At 69.0% G+C, this 18,017-nt stretch carries 16 protein-coding genes and 1 riboswitch; of the genes, 11 read left to right on the top strand and 5 right to left on the bottom strand.

Annotated elements, in window-relative coordinates:
* Positions 1-133: 133 nt before the first annotated feature.
* A complete protein-coding gene (locus tag OHT51_RS30795; protein WP_328882168.1) occupies positions 134-343 on the bottom strand; it encodes a hypothetical protein in 210 nt (69 codons plus the stop codon).
* A gap of 131 nt (positions 344-474) precedes the next feature.
* Between OHT51_RS30795 and OHT51_RS30800 the strand changes: the two genes are divergently transcribed.
* Positions 475-1,449: a carbohydrate kinase family protein gene (locus OHT51_RS30800; RefSeq protein WP_328882169.1), complete on the top strand. Its 975-nt coding sequence runs from the start codon at positions 475-477 to the stop codon at positions 1,447-1,449.
* 27 nt (positions 1,450-1,476) lie between these two features.
* On the opposite strand, the gene OHT51_RS30805 is transcribed toward OHT51_RS30800, so the two are convergent.
* Positions 1,477-2,853, bottom strand: a complete 1,377-nt coding sequence (locus OHT51_RS30805; RefSeq protein ID WP_328882170.1) for a cysteine desulfurase/sulfurtransferase TusA family protein — start codon at positions 2,851-2,853, stop codon at positions 1,477-1,479.
* 261 nt (positions 2,854-3,114) lie between these two features.
* Between OHT51_RS30805 and ctaC the strand changes: the two genes are divergently transcribed.
* The 4 genes from ctaC to OHT51_RS30825 all read left to right on the top strand — a co-directional run bounded on the left by ctaC (position 3,115) and on the right by OHT51_RS30825 (position 7,601).
* On the top strand, positions 3,115-4,080 hold the full coding sequence (ctaC, locus tag OHT51_RS30810; protein WP_328428288.1) for an aa3-type cytochrome oxidase subunit II: 966 nt from the start codon (positions 3,115-3,117) through the stop codon (positions 4,078-4,080).
* On the top strand, positions 4,077-5,813 hold the full coding sequence (gene ctaD, locus OHT51_RS30815) for an aa3-type cytochrome oxidase subunit I (protein ID WP_328882171.1): 1,737 nt from the start codon (positions 4,077-4,079) through the stop codon (positions 5,811-5,813). Before ctaC ends, ctaD begins: the two co-directional genes overlap by 4 nt.
* Positions 5,810-6,208, top strand: a complete 399-nt coding sequence (locus OHT51_RS30820; protein WP_328882172.1) for a cytochrome c oxidase subunit 4 — start codon at positions 5,810-5,812, stop codon at positions 6,206-6,208. Before ctaD ends, OHT51_RS30820 begins: the two co-directional genes overlap by 4 nt.
* 130 nt (positions 6,209-6,338) lie before the next feature.
* Positions 6,339-7,601: a L,D-transpeptidase gene (locus OHT51_RS30825; protein ID WP_328882173.1), complete on the top strand. Its 1,263-nt coding sequence runs from the start codon at positions 6,339-6,341 to the stop codon at positions 7,599-7,601.
* A gap of 22 nt (positions 7,602-7,623) precedes the next feature.
* On the opposite strand, the gene OHT51_RS30830 is transcribed toward OHT51_RS30825, so the two are convergent.
* Entirely contained in the window at positions 7,624-8,025 is a 402-nt protein-coding gene (locus OHT51_RS30830; protein WP_328428292.1) for a hypothetical protein, read from the bottom strand.
* 145 nt (positions 8,026-8,170) lie between these two features.
* Here OHT51_RS30830 and ctaE point away from each other — a divergent pair, with 145 nt between their 5' ends.
* From ctaE to OHT51_RS30860, 6 genes are all read left to right on the top strand, one after another.
* The gene (gene ctaE, locus OHT51_RS30835) at positions 8,171-8,791 is read left to right on the top strand and encodes an aa3-type cytochrome oxidase subunit III (RefSeq protein WP_019756799.1); all 621 of its coding nucleotides are present in this window, start codon (positions 8,171-8,173) and stop codon (positions 8,789-8,791) included.
* 80 nt (positions 8,792-8,871) lie between these two features.
* A complete protein-coding gene (qcrC, locus tag OHT51_RS30840; RefSeq protein ID WP_328882174.1) occupies positions 8,872-9,684 on the top strand; it encodes a cytochrome bc1 complex diheme cytochrome c subunit in 813 nt (270 codons plus the stop codon).
* Complete coding sequence (gene qcrA / locus OHT51_RS30845) at positions 9,681-10,730, top strand: cytochrome bc1 complex Rieske iron-sulfur subunit (RefSeq protein WP_328882175.1); 1,050 nt, start codon at positions 9,681-9,683, stop codon at positions 10,728-10,730. The genes qcrC and qcrA overlap by 4 nt, the downstream gene beginning before the upstream one ends.
* Entirely contained in the window at positions 10,727-12,364 is a 1,638-nt protein-coding gene (gene qcrB, locus OHT51_RS30850; RefSeq protein ID WP_328882176.1) for a cytochrome bc1 complex cytochrome b subunit, read from the top strand. The genes qcrA and qcrB overlap by 4 nt, the downstream gene beginning before the upstream one ends.
* A gap of 138 nt (positions 12,365-12,502) precedes the next feature.
* A complete protein-coding gene (trpD, locus tag OHT51_RS30855; protein WP_328882177.1) occupies positions 12,503-13,567 on the top strand; it encodes an anthranilate phosphoribosyltransferase in 1,065 nt (354 codons plus the stop codon).
* Between the two features lie 85 nt (positions 13,568-13,652).
* A riboswitch (SAM riboswitch) is annotated at positions 13,653-13,769 on the top strand.
* Between the two features lie 143 nt (positions 13,770-13,912).
* A complete protein-coding gene (locus OHT51_RS30860; RefSeq protein ID WP_328882178.1) occupies positions 13,913-15,295 on the top strand; it encodes an aminotransferase class V-fold PLP-dependent enzyme in 1,383 nt (460 codons plus the stop codon).
* Here OHT51_RS30860 and OHT51_RS30865 read toward each other — a convergent pair.
* Together OHT51_RS30865 and OHT51_RS30870 are read right to left on the bottom strand one after the other, a co-directional pair.
* Positions 15,250-16,443: a glycerate kinase gene (locus OHT51_RS30865; protein WP_328882179.1), complete on the bottom strand. Its 1,194-nt coding sequence runs from the start codon at positions 16,441-16,443 to the stop codon at positions 15,250-15,252. The genes OHT51_RS30860 and OHT51_RS30865 overlap by 46 nt on opposite strands.
* Before the next feature lie 86 nt (positions 16,444-16,529).
* The gene (locus tag OHT51_RS30870) at positions 16,530-17,939 is read right to left on the bottom strand and encodes an SLC13 family permease (RefSeq protein WP_328882180.1); all 1,410 of its coding nucleotides are present in this window, start codon (positions 17,937-17,939) and stop codon (positions 16,530-16,532) included.
* Between the last annotated feature and the right edge of the window lie 78 nt (positions 17,940-18,017).

Genomic DNA, 18,017 nt, shown 5'->3' on the forward strand with positions numbered 1-18,017 from the left:
CGTATCCCGCATCCCCTTTACGGGGGACAGCGATGGGACGCAGCGGGGGAGCGCACGGTTCCCTGAAGGGCGCCGATCGAGCCGCCGGAGTTGGACGGGCCGGCGTATTCCGGACGGACGGCGGTCGTTTCGATCAGTCGCCGTAGTCCGACATCGCGTCCACCAGCCGTGCCGACCTCGGCGGCACGGTCACCCCGTGGATGAGTGACGGGGAGACCGGACGGGACAGGACGCGGTCGGGAGCGGCCCAGTGGGGAGCCATCCGCGCGCAGTCACCGAGCAGCGACGCCAGGCCGGCCTCCCGGTCGGCCTGAGCGGTGGCACGGACCTCGAATTTCGTCATAGCGGCACCGTAGGCACGCGAACACCCGCGAAGAAAGATCTACTATCGGGTAGTTTTGACTGCTTCAGAGTCCAGGTCACGAACGGTAGCGTGAACTGTCAACCCATCCTCTTCGCAGGAGACTCCACGCCGTGCGCATCGCAGTCACCGGCTCCATCGCCACCGACCACCTCATGACCTTCCCCGGCCGCTTCACCGACCAGTTCGTCGCGGACCAGTTGCACACGGTCTCGCTGTCCTTCCTGGTCGACAACCTGGACGTACGCCGGGGCGGCGTAGGCGCGAACATCGCCTTCGGCATGGGTCAGCTGGGCACGAAGCCGATCCTCGTCGGCGCCGCGGGCTCCGACTTCGACGAGTACCGGGCCTGGCTCGACCGGCACGGTGTCGACACCGGGTCGGTCCGCATCTCAGAGACCCTGCACACCGCCCGTTTCGTCTGCACCACCGACGCCGACCACAACCAGATCGGCTCCTTCTACACCGGTGCGATGAGCGAGGCCCGCCAGATCGAGCTGAAGACCGTCGCGGACCGCGTGGGCGCCCTGGACCTGGTCCTCATCGGCGCCGACGACCCCGAGGCCATGCTCCGCCACACGGAGGAGTGCCGCTCCCGCGCGATCCCCTTCGCCGCCGACTTCTCCCAGCAGATCGCCCGCATGAACGGCGACGAGATCCGCATACTGCTGGACGGTGCGACGTACCTCTTCTCGAACGAGTACGAGAAGGGCCTCATCGAGTCCAAGACCGGCTGGAGCGACGCGGAGATCCTCTCCAAGGTCGGCCACCGCGTCACCACCCTCGGCGCGCGGGGCGTGCGCATCGAGCGGGACGGCGAGGACCCGATCGAGGTCGGCTGCCCCGAGGAGGAGCGCAAGGCCGACCCCACGGGTGTCGGCGACGCCTTCCGCGCCGGGTTCCTGTCGGGGCTGGCGTGGGGTGTGTCCCTGGAGCGCGCCGCGCAGGTCGGCTGCATGGTCGCGACGCTGGTCATCGAGACGGTGGGCACGCAGGAGTACCAGCTCCGCCGGGCACACTTCATGGACCGGTTCACCAAGGCGTACGGGCATGACGCGGGTGAAGAGGTCCGGACCCACCTGGGCTGATCCCGCGACGGTTCACCGACAGGGCGTTCAGGCCACCCGGCGGACGAGGTACGCAGTTCCTCGCTCCGCCGGCTCCTCACCGACGTACTCCTGGCCCCGCATCTCGCACCACGCCGGGATGTCCAGGCGGGCCGCCTCGTCGTCGGCGAGGACGCGGACCGTGCCGCCGACCGGTACCTCGCCGATGACCTTGGCCAGCTCGATGACCGGGAGCGGACAGAGCTTGCCGAGGGCGTCCACGACCAGGACGTCCTCCCGTACGACGGTGCTGGGCGTCGGCGCCCCCAGCTTCTCCCGGACCCCGGCCACCGCCGCCGGCAGCACTTCCAGGAACCGCTCGACGTCCTCCTCCGCCGTCCCGACCGGCAGGGACACCCGCACGTTCCCCTCGCTCAGCACGCCCATCGCCTTCAGCACATGGCTGGGAGTCAGCGTGCTGCTCGTGCAGGACGAGCCCGAGGAGACCGAGAACCCGGCCCGGTCCAGCTCGTGCAGCAGGGTCTCCCCGTCCACATAGAGACAGGAGAAGGTGACGATGCCGGGCAGTCGCCGTCCCGGATCACCGACCACCTCCACATCCGGCACCAGCTGCGGCACCCGCGCCCGGATCCGCTCCGTCAGCTCCCGCAGCCGTACCGACTCATGGGCCGCCTCCGCCTGTACGGCCCGCAGCGAGGCCGCCGCGGCGACGATCGCCGGGATGTTCTCGAACCCGGGGGCCCGCCCCGACTCCCGCTCGTCCGCGGGCCCTTGCGCGGCGAACCGCACGCCCTTGCGCACGACAAGCAGCCCGACCCCCGACGGACCACCCCACTTGTGGGCACTTCCGGTCAACACCGACCAGGCGCCCTCGACGCGCCCCCACCCCAGCGACTGCGCCGCGTCAACCAGCAGCGGCACCCCGGCCTCCTGGCACAGGGCGGCCACCTCGGCCACCGGCTGCTCGGTCCCCACCTCGTGGTTGGCCGACTGCAGACACGCCAGCGCGGTGTCCGGCCGAAGCGCATCCGCGTACGCCCGGACGCCCACCGCCCCCGCACGATCCACCGCCACCTGAGTGACCGTCCCCCCGCCGCCCTCGTGCGCGTCAGCCGCATGGAGCACAGAGGAGTGTTCGACCGCAGACACGATCAGGTGGCGTCCGGCGCGCCGCCGCCCCGCCAACACCCCGGCGACACCCGAGTGGACGGCTTTCGTCCCCGAAGAGGTGAACACCAACTCGTCGGCCCGGCACCCCACAGCCTCGGCAGCCGCCTCCCGTGCGGCGTCCAGCAACATCCGCGCCCGCCGCCCTTCCCTGTAGAGACGGGCAGGATCGGCCCACCCCTCATCAAGGGAGGCCACAAGCGCCTGCCGGGCAACGGGATGAAGCGGAGCACTGGAAGCAGCGTCGAAGTAACTCACACAGCAACGCTAAACGCCGGGCCGCTCCAACGTCCCTAATAGGGGCACGGGGAACTGCGCGACCGGCCCCCACATGCCCGCAGCCGCCAAACAAGCGAACCACCCCACCCCATAGGCACCCCTCCCCGCGAACCCCCGGAGGGCGTCGGCTAGGGTTTGGTCCGCATAAACATCCAAACCCCTGCCCGACGCAGGGCGGCGACCGACCAGCGAGAAGGCCGCAGCCGATCCGCGCGGGCGAGACTCTCGGGAAGGCGCTACGTGAGTCCCAACGGCTCCGACCGCTCGCCGCGGCGCCCGATGCGGCGGAAGCTGCTGCAGGCAATGACTGCGGGCCTGGTCCTGGCTACAGCCACCGGTTGCTCGTACAACTGGGAGGACTTCCCCCGTCTTGGTATGCCCACCCCGACCACGGAAGAGGCTCCGCGGATCCTCTCCCTGTGGCAGGGGTCGTGGGCGGCCGCGCTCGCCACAGGCGTGCTGGTCTGGGGCCTGATCCTGTGGAGCACCGTCTTCCACCGGCGCAGCCGCACCAAGGTCGAAGTTCCTCCGCAGACCCGGTACAACATGCCGATCGAGGCGCTGTACACCGTGGTCCCGCTCATCATCGTCTCGGTGCTCTTCTACTTCACGGCCCGCGACGAGACGAAGCTGCTCAGCCTCAAGGACAAGCCCGACCTCACGGTCAACGTCGTGGGCTACCAGTGGAGCTGGGCCTTCAACTACGTCCAGCCCGTCGACGGTTCCACGGGCAACGCGAAGACCGACAAGAACCTGGCGGCCATTCCGGACCGGTTCAAGGAAGACTTCCCGGCGAACGCGGGCGGTGTCTACGACGCCGGTACCCCCGGCAGCCGGAACCCCCAGACGGGCAACCCCGGCCCCACCCTGTGGCTGCCCAAGGGCAAGACGGTCCGCTTCGTCCTCACCTCGCGTGACGTCATCCACTCCTTCTGGGTGGTGCCGTTCCTGATGAAGCAGGACGTCATCCCGGGCCACACCAACGCCTTCGAGGTGACCCCCAACAAGGAGGGCACCTTCCTGGGCAAGTGCGCCGAGCTGTGCGGCGTCGACCACTCCCGGATGCTGTTCAACGTGAAGGTCGTCTCCCCCGAGCGCTACGAGCAGCACCTCAAGGACCTCGCCAAGAAGGGGCAGACCGGTTACGTTCCCGCCGGCATCGCGCAGACGAGCCACGAGAAGAACCGGGAGACGAACAACCTGTGAGCATCCTCAACGAACCCCAGGGTGCCGCGGCAGCTGAGGACTCGTACGAGAACGAGCTGCCGGTCCGGCGCAGGCAACCCGGCAACGTCGTGGTCAAGTGGCTCACCACCACCGACCACAAGACGATCGGAACGCTGTACCTCGTCACGTCGTTCGCGTTCTTCGTGATCGGTGGCGTGATGGCGCTCATCATGCGCGCCGAGCTCGCCCGGCCCGGTCTGCAGATCGTGTCGAACGAGCAGTTCAACCAGGCGTTCACGATGCACGGCACGATCATGCTGCTGATGTTCGCGACGCCGCTGTTCGCCGGCTTCGCGAACTGGATCATGCCGCTGCAGATCGGCGCGCCGGACGTGGCGTTCCCGCGGCTGAACATGTTCGCCTACTGGCTGTACCTGTTCGGCTCGCTCATCGCGGTGGGCGGTTTCCTCACCCCGGACGGCGCGGCCGACTTCGGCTGGTTCGCCTACTCCCCGCTGTCGGACGCGGTCCGCAGCCCGGGTATCGGCGCCGACATGTGGATCATGGGTCTGGCCTTCTCCGGCTTCGGCACCATCCTCGGCTCGGTCAACTTCATCACCACGATCATCTGCATGCGCGCCCCCGGCATGACCATGTTCCGCATGCCGATCTTCGTGTGGAACGTGCTGCTGACGGCCGTCCTGGTCCTGCTCGCCTTCCCCGTCCTCGCTGCGGCGCTGTTCGCGCTGGAGGCGGACCGCAAGTTCGGCGCCCACATCTTCGACTCGGCCAACGGCGGGGCCCTGCTGTGGCAGCACCTCTTCTGGTTCTTCGGCCATCCAGAGGTGTACATCATCGCCCTGCCGTTCTTCGGAATCATTTCCGAAGTGATCCCGGTCTTCTCCCGTAAGCCGATGTTCGGCTACATGGGTCTGATCGCGGCGACCATCGCGATCGCGGGTCTGTCCGTGACGGTGTGGGCGCACCACATGTACGTCACAGGCGGCGTGCTGTTGCCGTTCTTCTCCTTCATGACGTTCCTCATCGCCGTACCAACCGGCGTGAAGTTCTTCAACTGGATCGGAACGATGTGGAAGGGCTCGTTGTCCTTCGAGACACCGATGCTCTGGGCGGTCGGCTTCCTGATCACCTTCACCTTCGGTGGTCTGACCGGTGTCATCCTGGCCTCGCCGCCGATGGACTTCCACGTGTCCGACTCGTACTTCGTGGTGGCGCACTTCCACTACGTCGTCTTCGGCACCGTCGTCTTCGCGATGTTCTCCGGCTTCCACTTCTGGTGGCCGAAGATGACCGGCAAGATGCTCGACGAGCGCCTCGGCAAGATGACCTTCTGGACGCTGTTCGTCGGCTTCCACGGCACGTTCCTGGTGCAGCACTGGCTCGGTGCCGAGGGCATGCCGCGTCGTTACGCGGACTACCTCGCGGCCGACGGCTTCACCGCCCTGAACACGATCTCGACGATCAGCTCGTTCGTGCTCGGCGCGTCGCTGCTGCCGTTCTTCTACAACGTGTGGAAGACCGCCAAGTACGGCAAGAAGGTCGAGGTCGACGACCCGTGGGGCTACGGCCGCTCGCTGGAGTGGGCGACGTCCTGCCCGCCGCCGCGGCACAACTTCCTCACTCTGCCGCGGATCCGTTCCGAATCCCCGGCGTTCGACCTGCATCACCCTGAGATCGCCGCTCTCGACCAGCTCGAGAACGCCCCTCACGGTGAGAAGGCTCTGGCTGGTGGCAAGGAGGCCGGCAAGTGAAGACTCAGGGCACGATGTTCACCTGGCTGAGCGTCTTCATCCTCGCCATGGCGGTCGTCTACGGCGTTTGGTCGAAGGAGCCGGCCGGTACCACGGCCCTCTTCCTGGCCTTCGCTCTGTGCATCATGATCGGCTTCTACCTGGGCTTCACGGCCCGGCGGATCGACGCGGGTGCGCAGGACAACAAGGAAGCGGACGTGGCGGACGACGCCGGCGAGGTCGGGTTCTTCAGCCCGCACAGCTGGCAGCCGCTCTCCCTCGCGATCGGAGGCGCACTCGCCTTCCTGTCGATCGCGATCGGCTGGTGGCTGATGTACTTCTCGGCGCCGCTGATCCTGGTCGGCATCTGGGGCTGGGTCTTCGAGTACTACCGCGGTGAGAACCGCACCCAGTAACACGAGCTGAGCTCTCAGGGGCCCGGACATTCCGTCAGGAGTGTCCGGGTTCCTTCGTTTGCCGTAGCCACGATCACCCGTACGCCTTATCCGGCGCGCCGCGGCCGACGCTGCTTCCTAGCGTGAGGCCATGAGCAGAAAACCGAGCAAGGGCTCCGTCATAGGCTGCACGCTCCTGCTGATCGCGCTCGGCGCGAGCGCCGCCGGCTGCAGCAGCGACGGCAACCCGCTGTCCGCCGAGCCGTACGACGCGGCGGACCAGATCGCCTTCAACGGCCCCGCGGGCGACGGCGAGAAGGCCGACCCCGACAAGCCCCTGGAAGTCACCGCTGAGGATTCCGACGGCCGTATCACGGACGTCACCGCCAGGGACGCCGCAGGACGCTACGTCGCGGGCGAACTCTCCGCCGACGGCACCCGCTGGCACAGCACCTCTCCGCTCGCCGCCAACGCCCGCTACACGGTCCGCGTGAGCACCGAGGACGAGGACGGCGCCCCCGGCCGCAAGGTCCTCGCCTTCGACACCAGCAAGCCGACCAGCAAGAAGCACCTGACGGTGACGTTCGGCCCCAAGACCGGTACCTACGGCGTCGGCCAGCCCGTCACGGCCGAACTGAGCCAGCCCATCAAGGACCGGAACCAGCGGGCGATAGTCGAGCGGGCCCTCAAGGTCGACTCCGCGCCCGCCGTCGAGGGCAACTGGCACTGGGTGGACGACAAGAAACTCCACTACCGCCCCAAGGAGTTCTGGCCCGCGAACGCCACCATCCAGGCCCGCAGCAACCTGGACGGCATCAAGGTCAGCGACCGCCTCTGGGGCGGCAAGGCCAAGCCGCTGCGCATCAACACGGGCGACCAGGTCATTGCCGTCACGGACGCCGCGTCCCACCAGCTGACGCTCTACCGCAACGGCGAGGAGGTCAGGTCCGTACCGGTCACGACCGGCAAGCCCGGCTTCGAGACCCGCAACGGCGTCAAGGTCGTACTGGGCAAGGAGTACTTCGTACGCATGCGCGGCACGAGCATCGGCATAGCCGAAGGCTCCGCGGAGTCCTACGACCTACCGGTTTACTACGCCACCCGGGTGACCTGGAGCGGCGAATACGTCCACGCCGCCCCCTGGTCGGTCGGCTCCCAGGGCTCCGCCAATGTCAGCCACGGCTGCACCGGCATGAGCACCGCCAACGCCGAGTGGTTCTTCGACAATGTCCGCGAGGGCGACATCGTCAAGGTCATCAACTCGTACGGCAACACCATGGAACCGTTCGGCAACGGCTTCGGCGACTGGAACCTGGAGTGGCAGAACTGGCGCAACGGCAGCGCGCTGGTGGGCGGCACCCCGGACGGCCCCAGCCCGTCGGAACGGGCAAGGCTGAGGCCGCAGAGCGTCTGAATCGCCAGGCCCGGCAGGCTCCCTACGCGCTCTGAAGCCTCTGCGTGCGCAACAGAGAGGCCAGTGCCCCCGCGAACTCCACCGGCTCCACGGGCAGCGTCACAGCCGCCTCGGCCCGACTCCAGGTGGCCAGCCACGCATCCTGCGGGCGCCCGATCAGCAGCAGCACCGGCGGGCAGTTGAACACCTCGTCCTTGATCTGCCGGCAGACCCCCATACCCCCCATGGGCACGGCCTCACCGTCCAGCACGCAGACGTCGATGCCGCCCTTGTCCAGCTCACGCACCACCGCCTCCGGCGTCGCGCACTCCAGGAACTGCACCACCGGCACGTCCGGAGCAGGCCGGCGCCCGGTGGCCAGCCTCACCTGTTCGCGGGTGTTGGAGTCGTCGCTGTAGACCAGCACCGTGGCGGTCGGCTGCATTGTTCCTCCGTGACGTCAGCGTCGTAAGGACAGGCCCGTTGGGCCGGATGCTACTCCCTTGAACACCACGTCAACACCGGTACGAACGGGGAAGACACTCCGAACGGCACCCCCCGGAGTGAGGGCGGGATAAGCGACCGACATAATGTCGGTCGTGGCGACAGCAACGACAGTAGACAAGGGTCACGCGCACCCGTCGGTCAACCGACCGAACCTCACCAGCGTCGGAACCATCATCTGGTTGAGTTCCGAGCTGATGTTCTTCGCGGCCCTCTTCGCGATGTACTTCACCCTGCGATCGGTGACCGGTCCGGACTTCTGGCATGAGAAGGCCGACGCCCTGAACTTCCCGTTCTCGGCGACGAACACCACGATCCTGGTGCTTTCCTCCCTCACCTGCCAGCTCGGCGTCTTCGCCGCCGAGCGCGGTGACGTGAAGAAGCTCCGGGGCTGGTTCATCGTCACCTTCATCATGGGTGCGATCTTCATCGGCGGTCAGGTGTACGAGTACACCGAGCTGGTCAAGCACGAGGGCCTCTCGCTCTCGTCCGACCCGTACGGCTCGGTCTTCTACCTGACCACCGGTTTCCACGGCCTGCACGTGACGGGCGGTCTGATCGCCTTCCTGCTGGTCCTCGGCCGCACCTACGCGGCCAAGAGGTTCACGCACGAGCAGGCGACCGCCGCGATCGTCGTGTCCTACTACTGGCACTTCGTCGATGTCGTCTGGATCGGCCTTTTCGCCACGATCTACATGATCAAGTAGCCGGGTCCGATCCCGCGCGCGTTCCACGAACGCACCTGACAGAAGCATCGACGCAGAAGATCCTGACACCGGGGTAATCCGTGAAAAAGCTCTCCGCACGACGACGCCATCCGCTGGCGGCGGTCGTCGTCCTACTCCTCGCGCTGGCGTGCACGGGAGGGGTGTACGCCGTGTTCGCGCCCGCGGGCAAGGCACAGGCCGAGGAAACCGCCCAGTCCCTCACCATCGAAGAGGGCAAGAAGCTCTACGCCGTCGGCTGCGCCAGCTGCCACGGAACCGGCGGTCAGGGCACCTCCGACGGTCCGAGCCTGGTGGGTGTCGGCGCCGCCTCCGTCGATTTCCAGGTTTCGACGGGCCGTATGCCGGCCGCCACCTCGCAGGGCGCCCAGGTCCCGAAGAAGAAGAACATCTACTCGCAGGCCGAGATCGACCAGCTCGCGGCGTACATCGCCTCGCTGGGCGCCGGTCCGGCCGTCCCGACCGAGGAGCAGTACGGCTCCGAGGGCGCGGACATCGGCAAGGGCGGCGAGCTCTTCCGCAACAACTGCGCCCAGTGCCACAATTTCACCGGCAAGGGCGGCGCGCTGACGAAGGGCAAGTACGCACCCAGCCTTGAGGGTGTCGACCCGAAGCACATCTACGAGGCCATGCTGACCGGCCCGCAGAACATGCCGTCGTTCCCCGACACCACGCTGTCGGAGCAGAACAAGAAGGACATCATCGCGTACCTGCACGCGGTCAACAGCGACGAGACGGTCAACCCGGGTGGTCTGGAGCTGGGCGGCCTCGGGCCGGTCAGTGAGGGCCTCTTCGCCTGGATCTTCGGGCTCGGTGCACTGATCGCGGTCGCCGTCTGGGTCGCCGCTCGGACCGCAAAGGCCAAGAAGTCATGAGTAGCCAAGACATTCCAGAAGAGAACCTGCCCGCTGAGCAGGACGCCCACGTGGCGGTCGCGGACGAGAAGCACCCCTTCGCCGACCCCGGCCTGCCGCCCCACGAGCACCGGATCCAGGACATCGACGAGCGGGCCGCCCGGCGGTCCGAGCGCACGGTGGCCATGCTGTTCACGGCGTCGATGCTCGCCACCGTCGGCTTCATCGCGTCGTACGTCGCGATCCCGCACGACAAGTCGATCTTCGTCTTCCCGATCGGTCACCTCAACGCGCTGAACTTCGCGCTGGGTCTGACCCTCGGCGCGGCGCTGTTCTGCATCGGCGCGGGCGCGGTCCACTGGGCCCGCACCCTGATGTCCGACGTGGAGGTCGCCGACGAGCGCCACCCGATCGCTGCGGAGCCCGAGGTCAAGGCCAAGGTCATGGCCGACTTCAAGCAGGGCGCCAAGGAGTCCGCGCTGGGTCGCCGCAAGCTGATCCGCAACACGATGTTCGGAGCGCTGGCCCTGTTCCCGCTCTCCGGCGTCGTGCTGCTGCGTGACCTCGGCCCGCTGCCCGGGACCAAGCTGCGCCACACCCTGTGGTCCAAGGGCAAGCTGCTCGTCAACATGAACACCGACGAGCCGCTGCGTCCCTCGGACGTCGCGGTCGGCTCCCTCACCTTCGCCAAGCCGGAGGGCCTGGAGGAGCACGACCACGACTTCCAGAACGAGATCGCCAAGGCCGCCCTGATGATCGTCCGGATCCAGCCGGCCGACATCAAGGACAAGCGCGAGCTCGAGTGGTCGCACGAGGGCATCGTCGCGTACTCGAAGATCTGCACCCACGTCGGTTGCCCGATCTCCCTGTACGAGCAGCAGACGCACCACGTGCTCTGCCCCTGCCACCAGTCCACCTTCGACCTCTCCGACGGTGCCCGGGTGATCTTCGGCCCCGCCGGTCACGCCCTGCCGCAGCTGCGCATCGGCGTGAACGACGAGGGCTACCTCGAGGCGCTCGGCGACTTCGAAGAGCCCGTCGGTCCTGCATTCTGGGAGCGCGGATGAGCACGACAGAGACCACCGAGTCCCGCTCGCGCGGGAAGGCACCGGCCGGCGAGCGCGTCGCCGACTGGGCCGACGGCCGGCTGGGGATCTACTCCCTCGCCAAGGCCAACATGCGCAAGATCTTCCCCGACCACTGGTCGTTCATGTTGGGTGAGGTCTGCCTCTACAGCTTCATCATCATCATCCTCACGGGTGTGTATCTGACGCTGTTCTTCCAGCCCTCGATGGCTGAGGTGGAGTACCACGGCAGCTACGTCCCGCTCCAGGGACAGCTGATGAGCCAGGCGTTCAGCTCCACGCTGGAGATCTCCTTCGACGTGCGCGGTGGTCTGCTCATCCGGCAGATCCACCACTGGGCCGCGCTGATCTTCCTCGCCGGCATGTTCGTGCACATGATGCGCGTGTTCTTCACGGGCGCGTACCGCAAGCCGCGTGAGATCAACTGGCTGTTCGGCTTCCTGCTGTTCGTCCTGGGCATGTTCACCGGTTTCACCGGCTACTCGCTCCCCGACGACCTGCTCTCCGGCACCGGTGTCCGTTTCACCGAGGGCGCGATCCTGTCCATGCCGATCGTCGGCACGTACATCTCGTTCTTCCTCTTCGGCGGCGAGTTCCCGGGCACCGACTTCGTGGCCCGCTTCTACTCGATCCACATCCTGCTGCTGCCGGGCATCATGCTCGGTCTGGTGGTCGGCCACCTGATCCTGGTCTTCTACCACAAGCACACGCAGTTCGCGGGCCCCGGAAAGAACAACAAGAACGTCGTCGGCATGCCGCTGCTGCCGGTCTACATGGCCAAGGCCGGAGGCTTCTTCTTCCTGGTCTTCGGTGTCATCGCGGTCATCGCGGCGGTCGCGCAGATCAACCCGATCTGGGCCATCGGTCCGTACCGTCCGGACATGGTGTCCACCGGCGCCCAGCCCGACTGGTACATGGGCTTCGCCGAGGGTCTGGTCCGGTACATGCCGGGCTGGGAGGTCAATTTCTGGGGTCACACCCTCGTGCTGGGTGTGTTCATCCCGCTGGTCCTCTTCGGCCTGGTGCTGATGGCGATCGCGCTCTACCCGTTCATCGAGTCCTGGGTCACCGGCGACAAGCGCGAGCACCACATCCTGGACCGTCCGCGCAACGCCCCGACGCGTACCGCGTTCGGCGTCGCCTGGGTCACGGTGTACATGATCGGCCTGGTCGGCGGTGGCAACGACCTGTGGGCCACCCACTTCCACCTCTCGATCAACGCGGTCACCTGGTTCGTCCGGATCGGCTTCTTCGTCGGACCGGTCCTCGCGTTCATCGTCACCAAGCGGATCTGCCTCGGCCTGCAGCGCCGGGACAAGGACAAGGTGCTGCACGGCCGCGAGTCGGGCATCATCAAGCGCCTGCCGCACGGTGAGTTCATCGAGGTCCACGAGCCGCTCAGCCAGGACGCGCTGCACACCCTCACCGCGCACGAGCAGTACCAGCCGCTCGAGATCGGCCCGACGGTCGACGAGAACGGCGTCGAGCGCAAGGTGAAGGGCTCCGAGAAGCTGCGCGCCAAGCTCAGCAAGTCGTACTTCGGCGAGGACGGCCAGATCCCCAAGCCGACCGTCGAGGAGTACAAGGAGATCACGAGCGGCCACGGCCACCACTGACGCTGCGACTGCTACGCCACGGTTGAGGGCCCCGTCCGTTGTACGGACGGGGCCCTTCGCCGTGCCCCGGGCTGGATAGGGTGGACCTCGTTGAGACTCATGTCCCGCAGTGCGGGACACCTGACCCTGGAGCGGCTTATGAGCGCTGTGACCCCCGCCGGAGGCGACACCGCGGCGGCCCGCTCCTGGCCCCTGCTGCTGAACGGCCTGCTGAACGGTCAGGACCTGGCTGCCGACGACACCGCGTGGGCGATGGACCTGATCATGCGCGGCGAGGCGACGGACGCACAGATCGCCGGATTCGTCGTGGCACTGCGCGCCAAGGGCGAGACGGTGGAGGAGATCACCGGGCTCGTGCGGACGATGTACGCGCACGCGAACGTGATCGAGGTGCCGGGCCAGACCGTCGACATCGTCGGCACGGGCGGCGACGGCGCGAAGACCGTCAACATCTCCACGATGTCGGCGATCGTCATCGCCGGCACGGGCGCGAAGGTCGTCAAGCACGGCAACCGGGCGGCGTCGTCGGCGTCGGGTGCCTCGGACGTGCTGGAGAAGCTCGGCGTCAATCTGGAACTGCCGGTCGGGCGGGTGGCCGAGGTCGCCGAGGAGGCCGGGATCACCTTCTGCTTCGCGGTGAAGTTCCATCCCGCGCTGCGGCATGTGGCGGCGGCCCGTGGCCAGTTGGGCATCCGCACGACCTTCAACGTGCTCGGTCCGCTGACGAACCCGGCGAAGGTGAAGGCCCAGGCGGTCGGCGTGGCGGACCCGCGCATGGCACCGATCGTCGCGGGCGTCTTCGCCGAGCGCGGCAACTCCTCGCTGGTGTTCCGCGGCGACGACGGCCTCGACGAGCTCACCACCACGGCCACCTCCCGGGTCTGGGTCGTGCGCGACGGCAAGGTGACCGAGGAGGCCTTCGATCCGCGCGACGTCGGCATCGAGCTGGTTCCGGTGGAGGCGCTGCGGGGCGCGGACGCCTCGTACAACGCCGATGTGGCGCTGCGCATGCTGAACGGGGAGACGGGTCCCGTACGGGACGCCGTACTGCTCAACGCGGCCGCCGCCCTGGTGGCGCTGAACCCGACCGACGCCCCGCTCACCGAGCAGATCCGCGCCGGGATGGCCAAGGCGGCGGAGTCGATCGACTCGGGCGCGGCGAAGCGGACGCTGGACCGCTGGGTGGCGGCCAGCAACACCTGAGTTCCACGCGATGTGACGCAAGGCGCAGTCCAGGATCCGGACTGCGCCTTGCGAGCTGAAGATCGTGTGGCAGGATATTGGACCAGGTCATGAGTGACAGTCATGAGGCCCCGGCCGACTGTCCGGCAACCCTCCGTCCGTGGCGGGGTGCCCCGGGTGAAGACCAGGCCGTAGGCAGCGAGGTCTGCGGCAAGCGCGGGCCCCTCTCGAAACCAGGGGTCCTGGTCGTTCGAGGGAGCCTTCCGTGAGCAAGCGAATGCGATAGGGCCGCAGAGCCCCGCCTCCGCAGACCCTTTTCTCTTTCTCGCATGCCCTCAGTCGGCATGCCCCTCACGGGAGTTCGCCATGTCTGTCTCCACCGCTGCCGCCGACCAGTCCGTTTGTGCCTCCCTGCCCGTTCTGGGCCGTGATGTCACCGTCCCGCTCGTCACCGGTGGCGAGGTCGCCTACGCCGCGCTCGACTACGCCGCCAGCGCCCCCGCCCTCCAGCGCGTCTGGGACGACGTCGCCGCCTACGCGCCGTACTACGGCAGCGTCCACCGCGGGGCCGGCTACCTCTCCCAGCTCTCCACCGACCTGTTCGAGAACGCCCGCCGGACGGTCACCGAGTTCCTCGACTGCCGCCCCGACGACCAGCTGATCTTCACCCGGTCCACCACCGACTCGCTGAACCTCCTCGCCGCCGCCCTGCCGGCCGACTGCCAGGTCTTCGTCTTCGAGACCGAGCACCACGCCTCCCTGCTGCCCTGGCGCGACGCCCGCGTCACCTACCTCAACGCGCCCCGCACCCCCCGCCAGGCCGTCGAGACCCTGGAGCGCGCCCTCGCCGACCGCACTGTGTCGATTGAAGGGGGCTACGGCCCGGCCCTGGTCTGCGTCACCGGCGCCTCGAACGTCACGGGTGAGCTGTGGCCCGTACGGGAGCTCGCGGCGGCCGCCCACGCGCACGGCGCCCGCATCGTGCTCGACGCCGCCCAGCTGGCCCCGCACCACCCGGTGAGCGTGCGTGACCTGGACGTCGACTGGGTGGCCTTCTCCGGCCACAAGCTGTACGCCCCGTTCGGCTCCGGTGTCCTGGCCGGCCGCTCCGACTGGCTGCGCGCGGCGGAGCCGTACCTCGCGGGCGGCGGTGCCTCGCGGAAGGTGTCGCGGCGTGCGGACGGGGGCGTCGACGTGGAGTGGCACGAGAACGCCGCCCGCCACGAGGCCGGCTCCCCGAACGTCATCGGCGCCTACTCGATCGCCTCCGCCTGCAAGGCGCTGACGGAGGCGGGCTTCGACTCGCTCGTCGCCCGTGAGCAGTACCTGATCGAGAAGGTCCGCGCGGGCCTCGCCGAGGTCCCCGAGGTCCGGATCCTCTCCCTCTTCGGTGACGACGCCCCGCGCGTCGGCGTCATCTCCTTCGTCGTCGAGGGCTGGAACAGCTCCCACTTCGCCGCCGCGCTCTCCGCCGAGTACGGCATCGGGGTGCGGGACGGGCTGTTCTGCGCCCACCCTCTGGTCCGCACCCTGCTGGGCAGCGACCCGCAGACGCAGGGCGAGTGCGGGGCCCCGGAGGCGGCGCCCGGCGAGAAGTCCCTGAACGCGATCCGGGTGAGCTTCGGGGCCGGTACGCCGGACGAGCACGTCGAGCGGTTCGTGAACGCCGTGCGGGAGCTCGTGACGGACGGTGCCCGGTGGAACTACCGCACCGAGGACGGGCGTTGCGTCCCGGACACCTCCGCGTGAGCCGGTAGCCGGGCGCCCAGCAGGATCATCCGCAGGGCGCGTTCGGTGGCGTCCGTGAGGAGTTCGCAGGCCCGCACCAGGGCCTCCGCCAGGGCCATCGGGGCCGGCAGGATGCCGCTGAACGCGTCTACGCCCGGCACCTCGTGCGCCCCTTCGCCGAGCGTGCCCGCCAGCGCCAGCACCGGGCGGCCGTACAGCTTGGCCCGGCGGGCCACCTCGGCCGGGACCTTGCCACGAGGGGTCTGGTGGTCCAGGGCGCCCTCCGCGGTCACGACCAGGTCGGCGCGGGCGAGGCGGGCGTCGAGGTCGAGGTGGTCGAGGAGCACGTCGAAGCGGGGGAGCAGCCGGGCGCCGAGGGCTGCCAGGCCCGCGCCCAGACCGCCGGACGCTCCGGTGCCGGGGCCGTGGTGCAGGTCGGTGCCCACGGCCCCCAGGTCTCGGGTGAGGACGTCAGCCCAGTTCTCCAGTCCGGCCGACAGATGCTCGACCTGCGCGGGCGTCGCCCCCTTCTGCGGGCCGAAGACGCGGGCCACGCCGCGCTCGCCGCACAGCACGTTGTACGGGTTGCAGGCGACCAGCAGCTCGACGTCCCGCAGGCGCGGGTCCAGGCCGGACGGGTCGATCCGGGTCAGCCGCGTCAACTCCCGGCCACCGCGCGGGAGTTCGAAGCCGTCGGCGTCCAGCAGCCGGGCGCCGAGGGCCTGGAGCGCGCCGGCGCCCCCGTCGGACGTACCCGAGTCGCCGCAGCCGACCAGGATGCGCCGTACGCCGGTGTCGAGCGCGGCGCGGATCAGCTCGCCGACGCCGTAGGTCGTCGTGGCGCCCGGGTCGCGCAGGGCGCGCGGGACGAGGGACAGCCCGGCCACCGCGGCCATCTCCACGACCGCCGTGTCCCGGGAGCCGAGCAGGGCGAAGTGCGTGCCGAGCGGTTCGCCGACCGGGCCCGTGGCCGGCAGGGCGACGAGCCGTCCGCCGGTCGCGGCGGCCAGCGCGGTGGCGGTGCCCTCGCCGCCGTCCACGAGCGGGATCAGGTCGATCACGACATCCGGCAGGACCCGTCGGACACCGTCCGCGATGGCATCGGCGGCGGCCTGGGCGGACAGGGACTCCTTGAAGCCACTGGGGGCTACGACGACTCGGGTCAGCATCAGAGGTCTCCTAAGCAGGTCGGATGAGGCCGCAGCACTGCGGCAACGCCCCGAGGGCAACGCCCGCGACGGCATGACGCGGCGACTCACAGGGGAACGCCGAGCAGCGGCCACACCGCGACGGCGAACAGCAGGACGAGGGCGGCCGTCAGCGGGGCCAGGACGGCGGACAGGCGCAGCAGGTCGCGCGGGGTGTAGGTGGGCGTCCCGGGCAGGTCGGAGAAGAGCGTGACCGGTTTCGCGGAGGCCGGGAGCGTGTGGCAGAAGCCCGCCGCCGCCGTGGACGCGAGCGCCGCGGCGACCGGATTCACCCCGGCCCCCACCGCCGCCGCGACGACCAGCGGCACCAGCACCGACGAACGGGCCGAGCGGGACTGCAGAACCAGGTGGGCCGCCGTACTGATCGCGATCACGACGATCAGGAACGACACCGGCCCGACTCCGCCGGGAAGCCCGTCCACCAGCCACTTCGCGGCCCCCGAGTCGGCCAGCGCGACTCCCATCGCCATCGTCGCCGCCATGAACAGCAACAGTGACCAAGGCACCGTCTTCAGCGCGTCCTTCAGATGCACCGTGCCGAGAGCCGGCGAGGCCGCCACCACCGCGCCGATCAGCGCGACGACCGCGGGCGGCACCCGGTGCAGCGGCTCGCTGCACCACAGCACCACGACGGTGCCGAGCAGCAGCGCGCACCGCGTCTCGGCCTGCGACCAGGCGCCGGTGACCGGATCGTCGCTGTGCTCCTGGATCTGCTCGGGAGTGATGCGCACGGGGGCCTTGCGGTCCGCGCGCCGAGTCGTCGTCAGGAGTACGGCCTCGGCGGCCAGGTGGGACGACGCCACGGCCAGTGGCAGGCCGAGCAGCAGCCACTCGGTGAAGCCGATCCGCTCGCCGGTGGCCTGCCACAGCACCGAGACGGTGATCAGGTGCGCGCCCGCGCCGATCAGGGTCGCCACCGCCGACAGCAGGATCACGGTCGGAAACAGCAGCGCCAGCATCACGACCAGCCGGCGCCGGTCGGCCAGGGCTTTGGCGAGCGCGAGGAACACCGGCAGTGCGAGGGCGGCCCGGCCGGACGTGGCCGGTACCGCGAACGCCGTGACGACCAGGGCGGCCGTGGTCAGGTGCACGAGCTGCCGCACGGTACGCGCCCCGCCGACCAGGAAGGCCGCCGCCCGTCCCGCGAGCCCCGTCCGGGTCACCGCGGCCGCCAGCACGAAGGCGCAGATCAGCAGCCACACCGTCGAGTCGCCGAGGGTGCCGAAGAGCGTGTCGCTGCTGATCACCCCGGTCACCGTGAGCGCGAGTCCGGCGCCCAGCGCGATGTACGTGTCGTCGACCGGGGTGGCGATCCAGGCGCAGGTCGTCAGGGCGAACACGGCGAGGGTGAGGCGGGCGTCGGCGCCGAGTCCGGCGAAGTTGCCGGGGACGGCGAGCAGCGCGCACAGGGAGAGCGCGACGCAGAGGCCGACGCCCAGTCGGAGGTTCAGGGTCACGTCGTCCAGGGTTCACCTGGGCCGTGAGCCGTCGATGAGCCGTACATGAAGGAGACTTCACGCGGGCCGAAGGGGGCT

Origin of the sequence: Streptomyces sp. NBC_00299, assembly GCF_036173045.1 — a bacterium.
GTDB lineage: Bacteria > Actinomycetota > Actinomycetes > Streptomycetales > Streptomycetaceae > Streptomyces > Streptomyces machairae.

Excerpts from the sequence above, each read along its gene's own strand:
- OHT51_RS30795 (WP_328882168.1), bottom strand. The coding sequence starts at position 343 with ATGACGAAATTCGAGGTCCGTGCCACCGCTCAGGCCGACCGGGAGGCC.
- OHT51_RS30825 (WP_328882173.1), top strand. The coding sequence starts at position 6,339 with ATGAGCAGAAAACCGAGCAAGGGCTCCGTCATAGGCTGCACGCTCCTG.
- OHT51_RS30830 (WP_328428292.1), bottom strand. The coding sequence starts at position 8,025 with ATGCAGCCGACCGCCACGGTGCTGGTCTACAGCGACGACTCCAACACC.
- ctaE (WP_019756799.1), top strand. The coding sequence starts at position 8,171 with ATGTCGGTCGTGGCGACAGCAACGACAGTAGACAAGGGTCACGCGCAC.
- qcrA (WP_328882175.1), top strand. The coding sequence starts at position 9,681 with ATGAGTAGCCAAGACATTCCAGAAGAGAACCTGCCCGCTGAGCAGGAC.
- qcrB (WP_328882176.1), top strand. The coding sequence starts at position 10,727 with ATGAGCACGACAGAGACCACCGAGTCCCGCTCGCGCGGGAAGGCACCG.
- trpD (WP_328882177.1), top strand. The coding sequence starts at position 12,503 with ATGAGCGCTGTGACCCCCGCCGGAGGCGACACCGCGGCGGCCCGCTCC.
- OHT51_RS30860 (WP_328882178.1), top strand. The coding sequence starts at position 13,913 with ATGTCTGTCTCCACCGCTGCCGCCGACCAGTCCGTTTGTGCCTCCCTG.
- OHT51_RS30865 (WP_328882179.1), bottom strand. The coding sequence starts at position 16,443 with ATGCTGACCCGAGTCGTCGTAGCCCCCAGTGGCTTCAAGGAGTCCCTG.